Origin of the sequence: Streptomyces liangshanensis (assembly GCF_011694815.1) — a bacterium.
In the GTDB taxonomy this organism is placed as follows: Bacteria; Actinomycetota; Actinomycetes; order Streptomycetales; family Streptomycetaceae; genus Streptomyces; species Streptomyces liangshanensis.
The window spans coordinates 278,883-297,570 of sequence record NZ_CP050177.1 but is presented as its reverse complement, the minus strand read 5'-3'; the positions used below and the strand labels follow the sequence as shown (position 1 = coordinate 297,570).

Below are 18,688 nucleotides of genomic sequence, written 5' to 3'. Positions count from 1 at the left end.
CGAACGCCGCTACCCGGGCAGGCCCTGGTCCCGGGGCGCGTTCACGACGCAGCTGAAGACCTGCGCGTCGCCCTGACGGCCGGTCACCAGGACCGAGGAGAGGCCCGCGAAGTCCTCGGGCAGGATCCCGGCCTCGACGCGGCACGGGAGGTCCAGCTCGGCGAAGAGGTCGAACGAACTGGTGAAGCTCGTCAGGACGTGGTCCCCCGAGCCGAGGGTCACCAGGGCGGCCTGGCGGGCCGCCTCGATCAGCAGCATGCCCGGTATGTGGTCGACCGGGTGGTCGAAGAGCACCGGGTGGGTGGTGTCGGTGCGCAGCCGCCAGGCGTGGGCGTCGTCGGTGGGGGAGAGCACCACGTCGGACGCGGCGGCGCGGCCGACGTCCGGCGGTGGTACGGGCGGCCCCATGGGGGGCCGGTGCGCGGACGATTTGACACCGGCGCGCTCCCCGCGCACCCGCCGGTACACGGCGGGGGAGGCGCACGCGAAGGAGGCGCCTCCGGTGGCGACGATCTGGCCGTCCCGGTGGAGGACGGCCTCGTAGCGCATCGAGGCCAGTTCGGAGCCGCGTCTGCGTATGTCGGAGCAGCGGATGTCGAGTTCGAGGTCCGCGGGGACGCCCGTCACCGCGAGGTGCCGCGGGTCCACGGTGAACGACAGGTCCCGCATGAGGAACTGATGCCCGAGAGGCACACCGAACTCGGCGTGCGACAGCAGGGCGCCCGCCTGGCGAATGGTTTCGGCCGTGAGCAGGGGGTCGTGCCGGCCCTGGACGGCGCTGTAGAAGCCGTGCAGCCGGGGCCACTGGGCCGTCACGGTGAAGTGGGTGGCGTCGACGCGGCGCCAGCCGGTGAGCAGGACCTCCGCCACCGCCGCGCGGTGCACGAACTCCTTCGGGACCGTGCAGGTCAGCGGCGTCGCCGCCGGGAAGGACGGGCAGGACGGGCCGTGGAGACCGGCGGAGCCGGGCGTGTCGTTCATCCGGAAGGTCGTTTCGGACATGGGGCCTCCCCAAGGAGCACGGATCACGGGTGACGGACGAGAGCGGTGCATCTCCCTCGGAGCGGAAAATATACATACCGACCGGTATAGTCGACAGGCTTCTGGGCGGCTTCCGCGTAAATACTGGGTCACCACGCCGAGTGAGCACGTGAACACACGTGTCACTGCGGTGCAGGTGTCCGGATGTGGTTCATCCGGTCGAGCGAATCTCCAGACGTTCTCCGGCCAATCTCGAGCGGGTCTTGAGCGGCTGGTTGGCCGAGGATGCCCCCGACCGGTGGAGTCGTGTATTCCATATACAAACCGCCTCGGCGGTTTGTTAATCTCGTGCGGCAACCTGCGCGTCGCTGCCGGTCCTCCCGACACCTTGGAGATGTTGATGGTCAAGCAGGAGCGCGCCGCCCGTACCCGGCGTTCGTTGATCCTCGCCGCCGCGGAGGTCTTCGCGGAGGAGGGGTTCGTGTCCGCCTCGCTCACCGCGATCAGCCGCCGGGCCGGGGTCAGCAACGGGGCGCTGCACTTCCACTTCGACAGCAAGAACGGCCTGGCGTGCGGAGTGGAGGAGGAGGCCGCGCGGCGGGTGCGGCGGCTCACCGTCCTGGCCGGCGCCGACGGCCCCCCGGCGCTCCAGCTCCTCGTGGACAGCACACACGCGCTGATGCGCGGACTCGCCGACGACGTGGTCGTACGCGCCGGATTCGAGCTGAGCGGCGACCTCTCCCGCGTCACCGGCGTCGACCTGCGGGGTGAATGGCGGTGCTGGATCGAGACCGTACTACAGCGGGCGGCGGCTCAGGGAGCACTGGCCGACGGAGTGTCATATGCCGATGCGGCGAGCGCGATCCTGGCCGCCACGGTCGGTTTCCAGGTACTTGGCGCAAGGGGCGACAAGGACTGGATCTCTCGGCGTACGCTGACCGGGTTCTGGGAACTGATGCTGCCGAGACTGGCGGCGCGGGACGCGCTGGACACCGTGGTGACCTGCGGCTCCCGCTGTGTCGTCGGTGTGCCCGAGGTGCCGGTCGAAGAGCCCGTCTGACGGGTCCCCGCTGACCGATTCGCGCCCGTACGGTGACGAAGGGGTGGGATTGGTGTACACGGTGTTAACAAAAAACAGTCTGGACGGTTTGATATTGACAAACCGTCTGTCCTGTTTTTGAATCCATGCGCAGCAATCGCACCCCGTGAGCGGCCTCGAACGGCACTGACTTCACCTTGCAGGGATAGGGGAGACGCGTGGACATCGACGTACTGGGCGCATTGGCTGTGAGACACAACGGGAAGTCGATCACTCCGACGGCGCCCAAGCCCCGCCAGGTGCTCGCCGTCCTGGCCCTCCACGCGGACCAGGTCGTGCCGGTGGCCGCGCTGATCGAGGAACTGTGGGCGGGCGAGCCCCCGCGCAGCGCCCGGACGACCCTCCAGACGTACGTCCTCCAGCTGCGCTCCCTGATCGCGGCCGCGCTCGGGAGCGAGCCCGGGAGCGCGGAGCAGCGTACCGCGAAGGACATCTTGATCACCCTCCCCGGCGGCTACCGGCTCGACACCGGCGGCGGCACCAGCGACGTCAAGGAGTTCGACCGGCTCGCCGGGCTCGGCTACCGGGCCGCGGACGCCGGTGACTACCCGCGCGCGGCACGGCAGTTGAGGGAGGCGCTCGCCCTGTGGACGGGGCCGGCCTTCGCCGACGTCCAGGGCGGGGCGCAGCTCGACATGGAGATCAGGCGCCTGGAGGAGTCGCGCCTGTGCGCGCTCGACCAGCGCATCGAGGCGGATCTGCGGCTGGGCCGGCACCGCGAACTGCTCGCCGAACTGACCGTGCTCGTCAGCCGCTACCGCACCCACGAGAACCTGCACGGCCAGTTCATGCTCGCCCTCCACCGCTCGGGCCGGCGCGGCGAGGCGCTCAGCGTCTACCAGCGGCTGCGCTCCACGCTGGTGAAGGAGCTCGGTCTGGAACCGTCCGCCGCGGTGCGCCGGCTCCAGCGTTCGATCCTGATGGCGGGCCCCGAGTCCGCCGCCGCGGAGATCTCCCGCGAACCGCTCGTCCGGGTGAGCTGACCGCGCTCCGGCCCGCTCGCCCCGGTGGTGAACACCGCCTTCGTACCCGGCCCGGACACGGGCCGCGGGCGTGGAGGTGTGCTCGACAGGTACTCAAGAATTCAAGGAAAGCGTTCCGTGCGCGGATAACGTCTCCGAGTCGACGAGCGGTTGTCCGACGGGGATGCGACGACACGGAGGGAAACCGTGGAAAGTCAGGTACGGGGGGCCGTCGAGCACCGGACGGGGCCGATGGCGGAGTCGGATCGTCCGGTCGCTCTGATCACCGGCGCGACCCGGGGGATAGGTCTGGCCATAGCGCGGGAACTGGGCCGGCGCGGACATCGTGTCTTCGTCTGCGCCCGCACCGCGCAGCACGTCAAGCAGACGGTCGAGGACCTGCGCGCGGGCGGGCTGCGGGCCGAGGGCGCGGCGGCCGACGTACGGGACCCGAGGTCGGTGGCGGCTCTGGTGGCCGCGGTGGTACGGGAGTTCGGCCCGGTCAACGTCCTGGTGAACAACGCGGGCCGCGGCGGCGGGGGACCGCTCGCCGAGATGACCGACGACCTCTGGTACGACGTGATCGACACCAATCTCAACGGGGTCTTCCTGCTCACCCGTGAAGTCCTGCGCAGCGGCGGCCTGTTGGAGGCCGGTCACGGCCGCGTCATCAACATCGCCTCGGTCGCGGGGAAACAGGGCGTCTTACTGGGCTCCCCGTACTCCGCGTCCAAGCACGGTGTGATCGGCTTCACCAGGTCGCTCGGCAAGGAACTGGCGCCGGCCGGGGTGACCGTGAACGCGGTCTGTCCCGGCTATGTCGAGACCCCGATGGCCGAGCAGGTCAGACAGGGGTACGCGGCCGCCTGGGACACCACCGAGGAGTTCGTCCAGGAGCAGTTCGAGGCGAAGATCCCGCTCGGCCGCTACACCACGGCGGAGGAGGTGGCGAGCCTCGTCGGGTATCTCGCGAGCGTCGGAGCCGCGTCCGTCACCGGCCAGGCGATCAACGTCTGCGGGGGCCTGGGCAGCTCCTGACCGCGGATCCTTGGACGCACGCGTATGGAACTGAGCTTCGCGGCTATGTACCGTCTCAGCCGGGTGGACTTGACTGGAGTCATGACACAGACCCCGCAGGACACCCAGGCAGACAAGAAGACGACACTCGTCATCGGCGGTACCGGCAAGACCGGCCGCAGGGTCGCCGAGCGGCTCGCCGCGCTGGATCTTCCCGTACGCGTCGGCTCGCGCAACGCGGACCGCCCCTTCGTGTGGGAGGACCCGGCCACCTGGGAGGGCGCGCTGGAGGGCGTGGGAGCCGTCTACGTCACGTACTACCCGGACCTCGCGTTCCCCGGCGCGGCCGAGGCCGTCGAGGCCTTCTCCCGGTTCGCCGTCTCGCGCGGCGCGCGCCGGCTGGTGCTGCTCTCCGGGCGCGGCGAGGAGGGCGCGCAGGTCAGCGAGGACAAGCTGAAGGAATCCGGCGCGGACTGGACGATCGTCCGGTCGAGCTGGTTCAACCAGAACTTCAGCGAGAGCTTCTTCCTGGACCCCGTCCTCTCCGGTGAACTGGCCCTTCCGACCGGTGACGCCGTCGAGCCGTTCACGGACGCCGACGACATCGCGGACGTGGTCACCGCCGCCCTGACCGACCCCAAGCACATCGGCAAGACCTACGAACTCTCCGGCCCCCGGCTGCTGAGCTTCCAGGACGTCGCCGAGGAGCTGTCCAAGGCCACCGGGCGGCAGATCACGTACATCCCCGTCGCCCTCGACGACTACCGCGCCGTGCTGGCCGAGAACGGGCTGCCGGTCGAGTTCGCCGACCTCTTCGGCCTCATCCTCGATGGCCGCAACGCGCACGTGGTGAACGGTGTGGAGGAGGCGCTCGGCCGCAAGGCGCGCGACTTCTCCGACTACGCGCGGGACGCCGCCGCCACCGGCGTCTGGAACGTCTGACACCACGTCAGAACGTCCGACACCACGTCACGGACCCCGCGCCACGGACGCGGCCCCGCCACGGGCGGGCCGCGTCCGTGGACCCCGCGCACCGGCCCGTGACGACCCCCACGACGAGACGTACCTGACGAGACGCGCCTGACGAGTCGTGTCAGCCACGAGGAGGCGGCCATGAGTACCCCCATGTCGAGCGAGCACGGGCTCGGTTCCCTGCCCGGTCACTTCCACGGCTTCGCGCTGATGCACATCGCGATGCGCCGCGACGCCCGGCGGCTGCTGGCCGCCGCGCCCCTGCTGACCCGCGCCGGACTCGGCCCGGCCGGCGCCTGGTGGCAGCAGCTGCGCGACATCATCGACTGGCACCACCGCAGCGAGGACGACGTCCTGTGGCCCGGACTGCTCAGCAGGGCGCCGCAGTTCGCCGCCGAGGCACGGCTGCTCGGCGAGGACCACGCGGTGCTCGACCGGGCCATGGCGGCGGTCTCGGCCGTACTGCGGACCGGCGGCGACCCCGCCGCCGTGGAACAGGCCGCCACCCGCTTCGACTCCGTGCTGAGGGACCACCTCAAGGACGAGGAGGCGGTCTCCTTCCCCGTCTTCGCGCGGCTCTCGCCCGAGGAGTACCTCGCGGTCGAGCGGAAGGTGATCGCCAGCGCCCCCCTCAAGGTCATGACGGCGCTCCAGCCCTGGATGTTCGACGGGGCGGACAAGCGGTCGGTGGCCCAGGTCGCCGCGACCATCCCACCGCCCGTCCGGGTCATCGGCAACACCGTGCTGCGCCGGCGCTACGAACGGACCCTCACCGGGGTCACCCGCCCGTCCTGAGAGGAAGCCCGATGCACTCCCTTCGCCCCGAGGCCGCCGGCGCGCTGGCGGCCGTCGCCCCCCGCGACCTGGCGACCCGCCCCGTGCTCGTCGCCGCCACCATCGGCACCGGACTGATGGCCGGTCTCTACCTCGCCTTCGACGTGTCGGTCATGCCGCGCCTCGCCCGGCGGGACGACGAGGCGTACGTGACCGCGATGCGCCGCGTCAACGGGGTCCTCGACAACAGCGGGCTGTTCGGCCTCCTCTTCCTCGGGGTGTTCCTGGCGACCGGGCTCGCCGCCGTCCTCCAGCGGCGCCGCGAACGGCCGGAGGCGGCGCGCTGGACCGGAGCGGCCACCGCCCTCTACGCGTTCTCGGTCGCCGTCACGGTCTGCGTCAACCTCCCGCTCAACAGGCGGCTGGCGCGGGCCGGTTCACCCACCGGCGCCGACCTCGCGGCCGTACGGAAGGCCTTCGACCGGCCGTGGCGGTCCGCCAACGTCGCGCGCACCCTGGCCTGTACGGCGGCCCTGGGCGCTCTCGGGCGCGCGCTGGTCCTGCACGGCCGGGGCGCCGCGCACGGCGCCTGAGGCACCCGCCCTCCCCGGAACTGCGCCCGCCCTCCTTCTCGTTCCCCCGCGGGGAGGGCGGGCGCACACCACCCGCACACCACCCGCACACCGCTCGGCACACCACGCCACCCGCCGCGGGCCGGTCGAACGCCCCGGGTTGAGACGGATCTTGCCGGACCGGTGCCATTTCATACGGCGTCGTCTAAGGTGATGACATGGACACACTGACCGGTCTCCTCGAAGGTCCCAAGGCCCGCGGCGCGTTCCTCCTCAAGTCCGTCTTCAACCCGCCCTGGTCGCTGCGGGTCGAGGACCGGGCCCCGATCTCCGTGGTCACCATGGTGCGCGGCGACGCCTGGGTGATCCCCGACAACGGGAACCCGGTCCTGCTGTGCCCCGGCGACGTCGCCGTCATGCGCGGCCCCGACGCGTACACCATCGCCGACGACCTGGACACACCCCTCCAGATCGTCGTCGGCCCGGAACAGCGCTGCAACACCACCGAGGGCGAGGACGTCACGGAGACGATGGCCCTCGGCGTGCGCACCTGGGGCGACGACAGCAGGGCCGGCTCCTCCGTCATGCTCAGCGGCACCTACCAGGCGCCCAGCGAGATCGGCAGGCGCCTGCTGGCCGCGCTGCCCGTCCTGCTCGTACGGCCCGCCGAGGCCGGCCCCAACCCGCTCGTGCACCTGCTCGCCGACGAGATCGGCAAGGACGAGATCGGCCAGGAGCTGGTCCTCGACCGGCTGTTGGACCTGCTGCTCGTCAGTGTGCTGCGCACCTGGCTCGCCGTCCCCGAGTCCGGCGCGCCCGGGTGGTACCGCGCGCAGAGCGACCCCGTGGTGGGTCCCGCGCTGCGGCTGCTCCACGAACAGCCCGGGAAGGCCTGGACGGTGGCGTCGCTCGCCGACACCGTCGGTGTCTCGCGCGCGGGCCTCGCCCGGCACTTCACCCAGCTCGTGGGGGAGCCCCCGATGGCGTATCTGACGGGCTGGCGCCTCACCCTCGCCGCGGACCTGCTGCGGGAGCCGGACGCGACGGTGGCGACGGTGGCGCGCCGGGTGGGCTACAGCGGGGCGTTCGCGCTGAGCGCGGCCTTCAAGCGGGTGAGGGGCGTGAGCCCGCAGCAGTTCAGGAAGGGCGGCGGGTCCCCGTCGGCGCAGCGGCAGGGCGCCCCGGCCGGTACGGTCGTACTGGACCGCTGACCTGGGTGGTACCGGCCGGGGTAGTACCGGCCGGGCAGGCGGGGGAGCGCGCCGGGAGCGGCCGCGCCGGTCGTACCGCGCGCGGGGCCACCGCCGTCAACAGCAGTTCCCCCCGCACCATCCAGCGCCCCGCGTAGTGGGTCGGGGCGCCCGCGGGCGGGTCCTCCGGATGCAGCCACGCCTCGAACGTACCGTCGGCGGCCGGCTCGACCCGGGCGTCCGCGAAGCCGAGCCACCGGCCCGTCGCCGGGAACCACGCCTTGTACACCGCTTCCTTCGCCGAGAACAGCAGCCGGTCCCACGGCACGCCGGGCCGCCCGGCGGCCAGCCGCTCCACCACCGCGCGCTCGCCGTCCGACGCCACCAGGCCGAGCACCCCGCGCGGCAGCGGCCCGGCGCGCTCCGCGTCGATGCCCAGCGCCGCGACGTCGGTGGTGCGCGCCACCACCGCGGCCCGGTAGCCGTCGCAGTGGGTGATGCTCCCCACCACCCCGTCCGGCCACCGCGGCGCACCGCCCGCCCCCGGCAGCAACGGGCCCGGTTCCAGGCCCAGTTCGGCCTGCGCGCGGCGCGCACAGGCGCGGGCGGTCGCGAACTGCCGCTGCCGCCGCTCCCACCGGCCGGCCATCAGCGCGGCCTCCTCGGGGAACAGCGGCGCGGGCGCCAGGTCGTCGAACGCTTCGGCCGACCTGACGCCCGGAGGCAGGATCTCGTCGATCATCGTGGACGGCGTCACGGCCGGGGACGGGCCGACAGCCCGGCCACGGCCCGTACGACGTCGCCGGGACGCTCCAGTGGCAGCATGTGCCCCGCGCCCGGCAGCTGTTCGAACCGCGCCTCGGGCAGCGCCGCCGCCACCGCCTTGCCCAGCGCGGGCGCGATGACCCGGTCGCCGTCGCCGGCCAGCACCACGGCGGGCGTGGGGACGGCCGCGAGCTTCGCCCGCAGGTCCATGCCGCGCGAGCAGCGGAAGCAGTCCGCGCGCACCCGTGGCGACGTCGCCGCGAACATCTGCCGGTTGACCTCCAGGGCGTACGGGTCGACACGCTTGCCCATGGTCTGGCCGAGCAGCTTGCGGCCGAGCGCGGGCCGGTTCAGGGCCCGGGAGAACAGCGCGCTGCCCATCATGCGGACCTCGCTGTCCGGGGTGTCCTGGTCGTGCGCGGCGGTCGCCAGCAGCACCAGTCCGCGCAGCCGCCGCGCGAGGGCGGGCTCGGCGGTGGCGTACTCCATGGCCGCGAAACCACCGCCCGAGTGGCCGACCAGCACCGCGTCCCGCGAGCCGGTCTCGCCCAGCACGGCCGACAGGTCCGCGCCGAGCCGCCGGACCGAGATCGGTTCGGCGCCGAGGCCGGACGCGCCGTGCCCGCGGTGGTCGTACAGCACCACCCGGTGGCCGTCCCTGATCAGCCGGTCGGCGACCGTGCCCCAGACCCGGCGCCCCGCGGCCCAGCCGTGCGCCAGCACGACCGTGGTGCCGCTGCCGGCGCCGGGGCGCAGGGGGCGGAGGACGGTGACGGCGAGGGCGGCGCCGTCGTCGGTGCGGACCGTCGTCTCCCCGGTGGACGAGCCCACCGGGACCCGCGTGGGAGCGCTCATCGCGACGCGCCGTCCCGCGCCCCGGCCAGCCGCCGGTCCAGCGCCGCGAAGGCGGCCTGGGTCGCCTTCGAGTGCTCGGCGCCGATGTCGGCCAGCTTGGAGATCACCTTGAGCTTGCCGTGCGGCCGGCCCCGGAAGTGCATGCGGACCCGGGTACGGGCCCCGCCGTCCAGTGGTTCCAGGACGAACGTGGCAGGACCGCGGAAGACCCCGTCGACGTACTCGACCGCCAGCCGGCGGCCCGGGTCCACGGACAGCGTGCGCGAGGTGAAGCGGAGCTTGAGCCCGCCCTTGTCGACGCCCTTGGTGTGGACGGTCACCGCGACCTCGCCCCCCACGACGTCGGGCGCGCCGGTCACGGTCTCGAAGGTGTTCGCCGGGACCCACCAGGCCGCGGCGCCGCGGAACTCGGCGACGAGCGCGTCCCAGACGGCGTCGGCGGGGGCGCCGACCACCGCCTCGTCGATGATGTCGTATCCGGTCATGGGATCTCCCTGTGCGGTCCTGCGGATGGGGGAGCGGTACGGGGTCGGGGTGGAGCGGGGAGGAGCGGGCGGGCGGGCTGGTGGGCCGGCGGGGGCGGGGCCGCGGAGAGACCCCGCCCCCTGGCCGGTCAGCCGAAGAAGCCCTGGCCCGGGGTGAGGATGCCCGCCGGGTCGTAGCGCCGCTTGGCGTTGCAGAACTCGGCGTACCGGTTGCCGAAGTGCCGCCGCCAGTCCGTCTCCGTCATCCGCGGGACGGCCCCGACCAGGTACCGCTTGGCGCCCAGCGACACGGCCTTGTCGTACAGCCGGCGGTTCTGCTCCAGCATCCCCTGGATGTTCGGCTCCCCCGGGTGGGGGAAGCGCAGCAGGTCGAAGAGGTAGGCGACCGGCTCGTTCGGCTGGACGGCCAGCGGGCGCTTGAGCTTCGACGTGCGGTACGGGTACGTCAGCAGGAAGCCGGCGCCCAGGTCGTTCGCCGTCAGCTCGGCCTCGGCGATCTTCAGGAACTGCTTGGCCTTGGAGGCGGGCAGGAACATGGACAGCCAGGGCTTCGGCTGGAACCAGTACCCCGTCTCCTTGAGGAACGCCTCCGCCGCGTCGAGGCGGAAGTTGTAGTCCCGGTAGGTCATGTCCTCGATGACGGCGTCCGCCCGGTTGTCCCGCAGCCCCGCGAGCAGCGCCGCGCGGTCCGGGGCCGCGGTGCCGTTGTAGACGGCCCCGACCTCCAGCTTGTAGCGCCAGCCCGTGTCGTCCGGGGTGCGCTGCAACTCGCCCGCCTGGACCTCGAACCGGCCGTCCGCGAGGACCTTCTCCGAGTCGGCCATGTAGGTCGCCACGTCGTTGTAGTACAGGCTGAAGATGACCGCCCGCTCCTTGAGCGGGATGACGTCCACCGTGGCGCGCAGGATGATCGCCACCTGGCCGCCGCCGCCCAGGACCGCGTTGAACAGGTCGGGGCGTACCGTCGGCGAGGTGGTGACCAGCTGGCCCGCGCCGGTGACGACGTCGAGCGACCGGACGGTGTCGACCAGCAGCCCGTACTTGCCCGCCGTACCGCCGATCCCGCCGACGCTCAGCGTGCCGCCGATCGACAGGTGCAGGTAGTCCGGCACCGCCGGCGGCATCTTGCCCTTCGGCGCCGCCGCGTCCGTCAGCTGGCCCCAGGTGACACCGGCGCCCACCGTCGCGGTGGTCGAACCGATGCTGTGGATCTTCGCCAGGCCGCGCGCGTCGATCGAGATGCCGCCCCGGACCGAGGCCTGGCCGTAGCTGGAGTGCGACTCGATGTCGTCACCGGTGCCGCTGCGCCCGTTGACCGCGATCTTGAGGTTGTTCGCCCTGGCGTAGTTCACCATCGCGACGACGTCCCGGTCCGAGCCCGGCACCAGCACGGCCCACGGCAGGGCGTCCGTCACGAGCCGGCCGAAGTCCTGCCCGAACGGGGCCAGTTCGGCGCCGGACGTCTTCAGCGTCCCGTCCAGCGTCGGCACGGGCGCCACCTGGCCGCCGCCGTGGCCGCCGTGGCCGCGGCCGGACTCCGCCGCGGTCGCCCACGTCTGGGTGGTGGCGTTCCAGCCCACCACGGTGGCCGCGGTGGCGGCGATCCCGCCCAGGACCCTGCGCCGAGAAGGGGTGCTGTTGCTCATCTGGTCCGTTCTCCCGTTCGTCGTCATCCGTGTTTCACAGCCGGTCTTCCGGCGCCGACCGTGGTCGCGAGCTGGTACTCGCCCAGATCGAAGTGCTTGGTCTGGCGGCGGAACCGCCAGGTGTACGTCGGCCAGATCGACGGGTTGCGGCCGCTGCTGTCGAGGTACCAGCTCTTGCAGTTGCCGGCGTTCCACACCGTGCCGTCGAGCCGCTCGTCGAGCGCCGCGTTGTACGCGGTCTGGGCCTCCTGGCGGACCTCGACGCTGGACAGGCCCCGCCGGTCCATCTGCTTCAACGCGCTGAGCACGTAGGCGATCTGGGCCTCGATCATCACGACCTGCGAGGAGTGCCCGAGCGTCGTGTTGGGGCCGAGCAGCATGAACAGGTTGGGGAAGCCGGCCACGGTGGTGCCGCGGTGCGCGGACATGCCGCCGCTCCACGCCTCCCGCAGCTGGACGCCGTCCCGGCCCCAGATCCGCGCCGCGACCGGCCGGTCCACGGCCTTGAAGCCCGTACCGAGGATGATGGTGTCGACCTCGCGCTCCTGGCCGTCCTTGCCCACCACCGACTTGGCCCTGATGTGGTCGATCCCGTCGGTGACCAGCTCGACGTTGGGCTGCTGGATCGCCGGGTACCAGGTGTTCGAGAACAGCAGCCGCTTGCACGCCATGACGTAGTCGGGCGTCAGCCGCTCGCGCAGCGCCGGGTCCTCGACACTCTTCCTCAGATGGTCCGACGCCATCTTTTGCATCTTCCCGGCGACCTTCGGGCGCGCCATCACGAAGGCCAGGATCTCGCGGCCCCACATGTTGAAGTTGCGCCGGAAGTTCTGGTAGCCGGGCAGTCCGCGCAGCAGCTTCGCCTGGAGCGGGCTGGTGGCCTTGTCGTTCTTGGGGCCGACCCACGGGGGAGTGCGCTGGTAGAGGTCCAGCTGCCCCACCTCGGGCTGGATCTTCGGCACGAACTGGATGGCGGAGGCGCCCGTACCGATGACGGCGACGCGCCGGCCCGCCAGGTCGTGGTCGTGGTCCCAGCGGGAGGAGTGGAAGACCTTCCCCTCGAAGTCCGCGAGCCCCGGGATGTCCGGCAGCGCCGGCTCGCTCAGGTACCCGGTGCCGGTGACGAGGACCTGCGCGGTGTACTCGCCGCCGGAGGTCTCGATGTGCCAGTGGCGGGTCGCGTCGTCCCAGCGGGCGGCGATCAGCTCGTGGCCGAAGCGGATGTGCGGCCGTACCCCGAACCGGTCGGCGCAGTCCCGCAGGTACGCGTACAGCTCGTCGCGCTTGCCGAACGTGCTCTTCCAGTGCGGGTTCTGCGCGAACGAGAACGAGTACAGGTGGGACATCACGTCACAGGCGCACCCCGGGTAGGAGTTGTCGCGCCAGGTGCCGCCCACCTCGTCGGCCCGCTCGAAGACCAGGAAGTCGTCGATGCCCTGCTGGAGCAGGCGGATGGCCGTCCCCAGACCGGAGAAGCCGCTGCCGATGACCGCGACCCGCAGGTGACGGGTCGGTCCCCGGCCGCCGGGCTCCGACGCCTCACCGCTCACTCCGCCGCCGTGGGCGGGTTCGAGAATGCTCGTCACGGTGGCCTCCTCAGCCCCTGCGCGCGATGGTGACGCGGAAGTTGTTGAAGAACTTGTCCTCGAGCGTGTACGCGAAGATGTCGAGGTAGCGCTCGAAGCGGGCCACGACCTCCTCGCCCTCCAGGGCGACGGCGCGGTCGCGCTCCGCGGCCAGCCGCTCCAGCCAGGCGCGGCACGCCTGGGCGAAGGACTCGCGCTCGTTGACGATCTCCACGACCTCGAACAGGCCCTCCGCGGCCGCCGTCAGCTCGTGCAGATGCGGGATGTGCATCCCCTCGAACTCGCTGCGCTGGAGGAACTTGAGGTCCGCGAGCAGCTCCCGGCTCATCGGCTGCGCCTCGGCGGTCATCGTGTGCAGGACGAACTTCGCCCCCGGGTTGAGCGCCTTGGCGACCTGGTTGAAGAAGAAGCGGTAGCGCTTGGTGCGCTCACGCGGCGGCAGGTTCGAGGAGACGAAGTGCTCCAGCGCGTTGATGCAGAACGCCGCGTCGTACTTCTCGTCCGTGGTGTGGTCCGCCCAGCTCTCCACCCGCGTGGTGATCCGCGGGTTGTCCAGGCCGGTGATGAACGCCTCCTGGGTACGGCTCAGGGTCAGCCCGACGGCCTCGCGCACCCCGTGCTCCGTCGTCAGCCGGTTGAGCATGGTGCCCCAGCCGCAACCGATGTCCAGCACCCGGGCCGCGTCCTTGGCGCCGGCCAGCTCGGCGAACAGGTCGAGCTTGCGGAACTGCGCCTCGTCCAGCGCCCCGGTGAGCGTCTCCTCCGGGTCCCAGTAGCCGCCAGAGTACATCATGGAGGGGCCCAGCAGGAGAGCGTAGAACTCGTTGCTCACCTCGTAGTGGTGCCTGACCGCGTCGACCTCGGGGTCCACGGATCTGGGGGCGACCGTTGTCATCCTCGACCTCTTTCCTGGTGTTGGTTCCGCGATCCGCTCGTTCCGACCGCCGGTGCGACAGCCGGGCCGGCCGCCGGTCCCGCCGGGCGGTCCGGTCCTGCGATCCGGTCACGAGGAAAGCGGTTGGCTCGCAACAGACGCGCAACACGGCCGTACGGCACCGGTGTTGCGCGCCGGTTGCGCGGGCCGCGCTTGCATGCCTCTCGAAACCGGATGCACCGCGAGAGAGGACCGAAGCTCATGACGCTGCCCACCATCGAAGAACTGGCGAGCCAGCTCGAGGCCGTGTCGGGCGCCCAGGAGGTCAGCCCCGATGCACCGCTCCAGCACATCGCGGACGTCGACTCGCTGGACCTGATGGAGTGGCTGTACGGGTTCCAGAACCAGTACCCGCACATCCCCGCCGACGAGTCGCTGTTCGCCGACCTCGACGACACCACCACGCTGCGCCACGTGTACGAGCGGATCCTCGCGCTCGTGCCGCAGCCGGCGCAGGCGTAGCGAGAGCGCCCCGTGAACGGCTTCGACATCACCGGGTGGGGCATGTCCGTACCCGAGCGCAAGGTCACCAGCGCGGAGCTCGCGGAGCGCTTCGGTGTGGACGAGAACTGGATCGTCAGCCGGTGCGGAATCCAGGAGCGCCGGGCCGTGGGTCCCGGCCAGACAACCGCCTCACTGGCGGTCGAGGCCGGCCGGCGCGCGCTGGAGAAGGCCGGGCTGACCGGTGCCGACATCGCCCATCTGATCGTCGCCACCGCCACCCCGGAGCAGCCCTCGCCCGCGACGTCCGCGTTCGTCCACCACGACCTCGGCATCGCGGGCAGCGCGCACGACGTCAACTCGGAGTGCGCGGGATTCGTCTACGGACTGGTGTCGGCGATGGCGCTCATCGCCATCGACCCCCGGCCGATCCTCCTGATCGGCTCCGACACCCACACCCTGACGGCCAACCCCGACGACCGTGACCTGTCCATCCTCGTCGGCGACGGCGCGGGCGCCGTGGTCCTGACGCCGGGACCCGAGAACCGGGTCAAGGCGTGGAACCTCGGCGCGGACGGCTCGTGCGCGGGCAGCCTCAAGGTACTGGCGGGCGGCAGCAGGATGCCGACCACCGAGGAGACCGTGCGCGCCGGTCTGCACTACGCCCAGATCAACGGCAACGAGATCTACCTCAACGCCGTGCGCTACACGGTCCGTACGGTCCGGGAGACGCTGGAGAGCGCCAAGGTCGACGCCGCCGACGTCGACCACGTCATCCCGCACCAGGCCAACATCCGGATCATCAACTCGATCCTCAGCCACACCGGCCTGCGCCAGGAGGCCCTGGTCACCAACCTGGAGCGGTACGGCAACACCGCGTCCGCGTCCATCCCGATCGCCCTCACCGAGGCGCTCGACAGCGGCCGGATCCGCGGCGGCGACCAGGTCCTGCTCGCGGGCTTCGGCGCCGGCATGACCTGGGGATCGATGCTCCTGGAGTGGGGCGGGGAGAAATGAGCCGTAACAACACACCGGGCAGCCGCCCGGAGCAGCCGGTCGCCCTCGTCACGGGGGCGTCCGGCGGCCTCGGCCAGGCGCTGGCACTGGAACTGGACGCGCTCGGCTGCCGGGTCGCCGTCCACTACAACAGCGCGGAGGCCCAGGCGAGGGCCGTCCAGGACAAGCTGTCCAACGACTCGGTCGTGGTGACCGGCGACGTGGGCTCCTGGGAGGCCGTCACCGCCCTGTACGCGGAGATCAGCGAGCGCCTCGGACCCGTCGACGTGCTGGTCAACAACGGCGCGATCCGCAAGGACTCGCTGATGGCGATGCAGTCCCCGGCGGACTGGGCGCAGGTGATCCAGACCAACCTGGTCGGCTCGTTCCACACGACCAGGGCGGCCGTGCCGTACATGCTCAGGCAGCGGTGGGGACGGATCATCAACGTGGTCTCGCCCTCGGGCCTGATCGCGACCGCGGGCCAGACGGCGTACTCCGCGTCGAAGGCGGGGCTCATCGGCTTCACCCGCACCCTGGCCGCCGAGTGCGGCCGGCGCGGCGTGACCGTCAACGCCCTGTCGCCCGGCTTCATGATCACCGGTATGACGAAGAACCTGTCCGACCGGGTGATCGAGGGGATGGAGGACAAGGCCCCCATCCCGCGGTTCGTCACGGTCGAGGAGGTGGCGCGCAGCGCGGCGCTCTTCCTGGACCAGGACTGCATGACGGGCCAGGTCATCAGCATCGACAGCGGTGTCTCCATCACCTGACACCGCCCGCGCGGAAAGAGGCGGTCCGGAATCCTCCGGGCCGCCTCTTCCCCATGTCCTTCCGGTGTCCCCCGTCGAAGGACCTACGCGACACGCCGGCGCGGTGCGAGCGGGCGGGGCGCCGCCGGACGCGGGTACGGCGCCTCGAACATGCCCATCAGCACCGGGTCCAGCTGGGTGACCGCCCGCGGCTCGGGCCGCCGCCGCGGGTCGGGCGTCCGCAGCAGCTCCAGGTACGCGGCCTCGCTCTCGGGCGCCGGATCGATGCCCAGCTCCTCGGCGAGGACCTCCCGCAACTGCTGGTACGTCCGCAGCGCCTCGGCGCGGTTGCCGGCGGTCCGGTGCGCCGCCATCCGGCACCGGTACGCGCTCTCCCGGAACGGGGCGCGCCGTACGGCCTCCTCGGCGTAGCGCAGCGCGTGGTGCTCGTCGCCGAGGGCCGACGAGGCGAGGCTCGCCGTCTCCAGCGCGGACAGCCGCAGCTCGTCGAGCCGTTCGCGGGTGCTGTTGACCCACTCGCCCTCGTGGGCCGGCAGGAATGACCCGCGTAGATGTGACACGGCGGCGGCCGCGAGTTTCTGCGCGACACCGTACGAGCCGTTCGTGAACGCCTCGGCCGCCTCGGTGGCCGCCTCCTCCGCGCACTCGACGTCGACCAGTGCCTCCGCGGGCAGGTGCAGCAAGTAGCGGCCGCCCTGGGCGACGAGCGGTGTGACGTCGGGACGGTCCGCCGGGGAGCCGACGAACGTACGGACCCGGCTGACCACACTGCGGAGCGCGGACGCCCACGTGTCGGGGAGGCCGTCGGGCCAGACGGTGTCGGCGAGTTGGTCACGGCTGGTGCCCCCGGAGCGTTCGAGGACGAGCCGGGCGAAGGCCACCTGTGCCTGAGCGCTGGACAGGTGCTGTGGGGCAGTCCCGTCGGGTTCGATGGTGACGAGACCAGCGAGTCTGATGAGCAAGCTGTACTCCCTGAGCGGTCGGCCTGGGGCCGGGAGTTCCGTCGCCGGCTACCGCCGGCGACGGTGGGTCGAGAACGCGCCAGGGGGCCGTCCCGCTCGTCCTGGTGAAGGGAAGGCGGGACATGTCTCGGGTGTGCCCCCCGCACAGGAATGGGACGATACCGGCCACCCTTCTCGGTGTGTCAACAGTGGCCGGGGAACAATCCACGCGAATGGCTGGAGCCTTGAGTTCCGATTGCCGCGCGGTGTCGCGTTCTTGTTGCGCGAGCCCAATTCCCCCATCTCACAAGCGTGTTGCGCCCGCCTTGCGCGCCTGGTCGTTGAATTGCGACGTACTTCGGGTCCAGGGTTGAGAGGACTCCGGTAATTGTCCGAAACGTGGATGAGGAGACGTCCGTGAACGCATCCGGAGGCTGGGAACGGCTCGCGCCGAAACTGGACGCGACACGCCGTCGCGTGCGGTCCCTCGAATGGGAGCCCGCCCGCCGCAACAGCTTCGTCACGTACACGGTCGAGCGGGACTCCGCGTACGCCGACCTCGACGGCCGCCGCCTCCTGATGATGTCCGGCTACAGCTACCTCGGGCTGGCCGGTGACGAGCGCGTGGTCCGCGCCGCGCAGGCCGCCGTCGAGCTGTACGGCACCGGCAACCACGGGGTGCGCGCACTGGCCGGCTCGATCCCGCTGCACGAGGAACTGGAGGCGGAGGTCGCCCGGTTCGCCGGCCGCGACCGGGCCCTGGTCTTCGGCTCCGGCTACGCCGCCAACGTCGGCACGGTCGGCGCCCTGGTCGGCGCGGGCGACACCGTACTGATCGACAAGTACGACCACGCCAGCATCGTCGACGGCTGCCGCCTCAGCGGCGCCACCGTCACCCGCTTCCGCCACAACGACGTCGACCACCTCGACCGGCGGCTCGCCGCCGCGAGCCCCGACGGCATCCGCCTCGTCATCGTCGACAGTGTGTACTCCATGGACGGCGACATCGCCCCGCTGCCCGAGCTGCGCCGCGTCTGCGACGCGCACGACGCGCTGCTGATGGTGGACGAGGCCCACGCGCTCGGTGTCATCGGCGCCACCGGCAAGGGCATCGAGGAGCACTTCGGCTACACGGCGAAGGTCGACGTCAAGCTCGGCACCCTGTCCAAGGCCATCCCCTCCATGGGGGGCTGGGTCGCGGGGCCCGAGGAACTGATCGGCCATCTCAAGTACGCGGCCCGGCCGTTCCTCTTCTCCGCCGCCCTCGGTCCCGCCCAGACCGGCGCCGCGCTGGAGTCGCTGCGCATCCTCCAGCAGGAGCCCGAACGGGTCACCCACATCCAGGAGGAGTCCGCCCGCTTCCGCCGCACCCTGAACGACGGGGGCATGCGCACGGGCGACAGCGAGACGGCCGTGGTGCCGGTCATCGCGGGCTCCGACGAGGCCGCCTACGACTACGCGACCGCGTGCCGCGCGGCCGGGGTGATCGGACTGCCGGTGGTCACCCCCGCGGTCCCCAACGACCTGGCGCGGCTGCGGATCGCCATCACCGCCCGCCACACCAAGGCCGACCTCGACTTCGCCGCGGAGGCCTTCCTCAAGGCCGCGGCGGAGTGCGGGCTCATCCCCGCCTGACCCCTCCCCGGCCCGGCCCCTCCCCGACGCACGGCAGAAGCACGGCCGACGCCCTGCCGATGCC

19 protein-coding genes are annotated in these 18,688 nt (G+C 71.7%); 11 read left to right on the top strand and 8 right to left on the bottom strand.

Features of this window, described 5'->3' with window-relative positions; genetic code table 11:
* Window positions 1-9: 9 nt before the first annotated feature.
* Window positions 10-1,002, bottom strand: a complete 993-nt coding sequence (locus HA039_RS01285; RefSeq protein WP_243869002.1) for a ScbA/BarX family gamma-butyrolactone biosynthesis protein — start codon at window positions 1,000-1,002, stop codon at window positions 10-12.
* A 379-nt stretch (window positions 1,003-1,381) separates the two neighbouring features.
* Between HA039_RS01285 and HA039_RS01280 the strand changes: the two genes are divergently transcribed.
* From HA039_RS01280 to HA039_RS01250, 7 genes are all read left to right on the top strand, one after another.
* A complete protein-coding gene (locus HA039_RS01280; protein WP_167022473.1) occupies window positions 1,382-2,041 on the top strand; it encodes a ScbR family autoregulator-binding transcription factor in 660 nt (219 codons plus the stop codon).
* 197 nt (window positions 2,042-2,238) lie between these two features.
* The gene (locus tag HA039_RS01275) at window positions 2,239-3,063 is read left to right on the top strand and encodes an AfsR/SARP family transcriptional regulator (RefSeq protein WP_167022470.1); all 825 of its coding nucleotides are present in this window, start codon (window positions 2,239-2,241) and stop codon (window positions 3,061-3,063) included.
* A 231-nt stretch (window positions 3,064-3,294) separates the two neighbouring features.
* Window positions 3,295-4,080, top strand: coding sequence for a 3-oxoacyl-ACP reductase FabG (gene fabG, locus HA039_RS01270; RefSeq protein WP_167035935.1), 786 nt, complete (start codon window positions 3,295-3,297; stop codon window positions 4,078-4,080).
* A gap of 81 nt (window positions 4,081-4,161) precedes the next feature.
* A complete protein-coding gene (locus HA039_RS01265) occupies window positions 4,162-5,001 on the top strand; it encodes an NmrA family NAD(P)-binding protein (protein ID WP_167022467.1) in 840 nt (279 codons plus the stop codon).
* 171 nt (window positions 5,002-5,172) lie between these two features.
* On the top strand, window positions 5,173-5,826 hold the full coding sequence (locus HA039_RS01260; RefSeq protein WP_167022464.1) for a hemerythrin domain-containing protein: 654 nt from the start codon (window positions 5,173-5,175) through the stop codon (window positions 5,824-5,826).
* 11 nt (window positions 5,827-5,837) lie between these two features.
* Complete coding sequence (locus HA039_RS01255) at window positions 5,838-6,398, top strand: anthrone oxygenase family protein (RefSeq protein WP_167022461.1); 561 nt, start codon at window positions 5,838-5,840, stop codon at window positions 6,396-6,398.
* A gap of 197 nt (window positions 6,399-6,595) precedes the next feature.
* Window positions 6,596-7,588, top strand: coding sequence for an AraC family transcriptional regulator (locus HA039_RS01250; protein WP_167022458.1), 993 nt, complete (start codon window positions 6,596-6,598; stop codon window positions 7,586-7,588).
* On the opposite strand, the gene HA039_RS01245 is transcribed toward HA039_RS01250, so the two are convergent.
* The 6 genes from HA039_RS01245 to HA039_RS01220 all read right to left on the bottom strand — a co-directional run bounded on the left by HA039_RS01245 (window position 7,515) and on the right by HA039_RS01220 (window position 13,799).
* Window positions 7,515-8,309 carry a 4'-phosphopantetheinyl transferase family protein gene (locus tag HA039_RS01245; RefSeq protein WP_167022455.1) on the bottom strand — a complete coding sequence of 265 codons (795 nt, stop codon included), beginning with the start codon at window positions 8,307-8,309 and terminating at the stop codon, window positions 7,515-7,517. The genes HA039_RS01250 and HA039_RS01245 overlap by 74 nt on opposite strands.
* A gap of 11 nt (window positions 8,310-8,320) precedes the next feature.
* Window positions 8,321-9,187 carry an alpha/beta fold hydrolase gene (locus HA039_RS01240; protein ID WP_167022452.1) on the bottom strand — a complete coding sequence of 289 codons (867 nt, stop codon included), beginning with the start codon at window positions 9,185-9,187 and terminating at the stop codon, window positions 8,321-8,323.
* Window positions 9,184-9,672, bottom strand: a complete 489-nt coding sequence (locus tag HA039_RS01235; RefSeq protein WP_243868999.1) for an SRPBCC family protein — start codon at window positions 9,670-9,672, stop codon at window positions 9,184-9,186. The genes HA039_RS01240 and HA039_RS01235 overlap by 4 nt, the downstream gene beginning before the upstream one ends.
* 128 nt (window positions 9,673-9,800) lie before the next feature.
* Window positions 9,801-11,318: an FAD-binding protein gene (locus HA039_RS01230; protein WP_167022449.1), complete on the bottom strand. Its 1,518-nt coding sequence runs from the start codon at window positions 11,316-11,318 to the stop codon at window positions 9,801-9,803.
* 23 nt (window positions 11,319-11,341) lie between these two features.
* A complete protein-coding gene (locus HA039_RS01225; protein WP_388332058.1) occupies window positions 11,342-12,904 on the bottom strand; it encodes a flavin-containing monooxygenase in 1,563 nt (520 codons plus the stop codon).
* Between the two features lie 10 nt (window positions 12,905-12,914).
* Entirely contained in the window at window positions 12,915-13,799 is an 885-nt protein-coding gene (locus HA039_RS01220) for a class I SAM-dependent methyltransferase (protein WP_167022446.1), read from the bottom strand.
* Window positions 13,800-14,039: 240 nt separating this feature from the next.
* Here HA039_RS01220 and HA039_RS01215 point away from each other — a divergent pair, with 240 nt between their 5' ends.
* Genes HA039_RS01215 through HA039_RS01205 form a run of 3 tightly spaced genes read left to right on the top strand, consistent with a single transcriptional unit; the run spans window position 14,040 to window position 16,048 of the window.
* Window positions 14,040-14,300 carry a hypothetical protein gene (locus tag HA039_RS01215; protein WP_161308102.1) on the top strand — a complete coding sequence of 87 codons (261 nt, stop codon included), beginning with the start codon at window positions 14,040-14,042 and terminating at the stop codon, window positions 14,298-14,300.
* 12 nt (window positions 14,301-14,312) lie between these two features.
* Window positions 14,313-15,296 (top strand): 3-oxoacyl-ACP synthase III family protein, encoded by a 984-nt coding sequence (locus HA039_RS01210; RefSeq protein ID WP_167022443.1) that lies wholly within the window; start codon window positions 14,313-14,315, stop codon window positions 15,294-15,296.
* The gene (locus HA039_RS01205) at window positions 15,293-16,048 is read left to right on the top strand and encodes an SDR family NAD(P)-dependent oxidoreductase (RefSeq protein ID WP_167022440.1); all 756 of its coding nucleotides are present in this window, start codon (window positions 15,293-15,295) and stop codon (window positions 16,046-16,048) included. Before HA039_RS01210 ends, HA039_RS01205 begins: the two co-directional genes overlap by 4 nt.
* Before the next feature lie 83 nt (window positions 16,049-16,131).
* Here HA039_RS01205 and HA039_RS01200 read toward each other — a convergent pair whose 3' ends face one another.
* Window positions 16,132-17,010 carry an AfsR/SARP family transcriptional regulator gene (locus HA039_RS01200; RefSeq protein ID WP_167022437.1) on the bottom strand — a complete coding sequence of 293 codons (879 nt, stop codon included), beginning with the start codon at window positions 17,008-17,010 and terminating at the stop codon, window positions 16,132-16,134.
* A gap of 396 nt (window positions 17,011-17,406) precedes the next feature.
* Here HA039_RS01200 and HA039_RS01195 point away from each other — a divergent pair, with 396 nt between their 5' ends.
* Complete coding sequence (locus HA039_RS01195) at window positions 17,407-18,624, top strand: aminotransferase class I/II-fold pyridoxal phosphate-dependent enzyme (protein ID WP_167022434.1); 1,218 nt, start codon at window positions 17,407-17,409, stop codon at window positions 18,622-18,624.
* Window positions 18,625-18,688 lie beyond the last annotated feature (64 nt).